A 1,429-nucleotide genomic window follows, 5' to 3' on the forward strand; every position below is an offset into this window, starting at 1 on the left:
TGCAGCAACTGCTCGATCCGGGCACGCCGTTCCTGGAGCTGTCGCAGCTCGCCGCTTACGACATGTATGACGATGCCGCGCCGGGCGCGGGCATCATCACCGGTATCGGCCGCGTGGCCGGGCAGGAATGCGTGATCGTGTGCAACGATGCCACCGTCAAGGGCGGCACGTATTACCCGATGACGGTCAAGAAGCACGTGCGCGCGCAGGAGATCGCCGAGCAGAACAACCTGCCGTGCATCTACCTGGTCGATTCCGGCGGCGCCAACCTGCCCAACCAGGACGACGTGTTCCCCGACCGCGACCACTTCGGCCGCATCTTCTACAACCAGGCCAACCTGTCCAAGCAGGGCATCCCGCAGATCGCGGTGGTGATGGGCTCGTGCACAGCGGGCGGCGCCTACGTGCCGGCGATGAGCGACGAGTCGATCATCGTCAAGAACCAGGGCACCATCTTCCTGGGCGGCCCGCCGCTGGTGAAGGCCGCCACCGGCGAGGAAGTCAGCGCCGAGGACCTGGGTGGTGCCGACGTGCACACGCGCCTGTCCGGCGTGGCCGACTACTTCGCGCAGAACGACCACCACGCGCTGAGCCTGGCGCGCAATATCGTGCAGCACCTGAACCGCCGCAAGCCGGACCAGATCCGCCTGCACGAGCCGGTCGAGCCGCTGTACCCGGTGGAAGAACTGTACGGCGTGATCCCGACCGACACGCGCAAGCCGTACGACGTGCGCGAGGTGATCGCGCGCATCGTCGACGGCTCCGAGTTCGACGAGTTCAAGGCGCGCTACGGCACCACGCTGGTATGCGGCTTCGCGCGCATCTGGGGCTATCCGGTCGGCATCGTCGCCAACAACGGCATCCTGTTCTCGGAGTCGGCGCTGAAAGGCGCGCACTTCATCGAGCTGTGCTGCCAGCGCAAGATCCCGCTGGTGTTCCTGCAGAACATCACCGGCTTCATGGTGGGGCGCAAGTACGAGAACGAGGGCATCGCCCGCAACGGCGCCAAGATGGTGACGGCGGTGGCGACCGCGCAGGTGCCCAAGTTCACGGTGATCATCGGCGGCTCGTTCGGCGCCGGCAACTATGGCATGTGCGGCCGCGCGTATTCGCCGCGCTTCCTGTGGATGTGGCCGAACGCGCGCATCTCGGTGATGGGCGGCGAGCAGGCCGCGAGCGTGCTGGCGACGGTGCGCCGCGATGGCATCGAAGCGAAAGGCGGCAAGTGGAGCGCGGAGGAAGAGGATGCCTTCAAGCAGCCGATCCGCGACCAGTACGAGCACCAGGGGCACCCGTACTACGCCAGCGCGCGGCTGTGGGACGACGGCGTGATCGATCCCGCGCAGACGCGCACGGTGCTGGGGCTGGGCCTGTCGGCCAGCCTGAATGCGCCGATCGAGGATATGAAGTTCGGCGTGTTCCGCATGTA

Annotated in this window: 1 protein-coding gene; it reads left to right on the forward strand. The window is 66.8% G+C overall.

The features are described 5' to 3' along the window. Positions 1-1,429, forward strand: a 1,429-nt coding sequence (locus J8I82_RS37650; RefSeq protein WP_209765694.1) for a carboxyl transferase domain-containing protein, incomplete at both ends; no start/stop codon positions are given.

Source organism: Cupriavidus consociatus, assembly GCF_017814975.1.
Classification (GTDB): domain Bacteria; phylum Pseudomonadota; class Gammaproteobacteria; order Burkholderiales; family Burkholderiaceae; genus Cupriavidus; species Cupriavidus consociatus.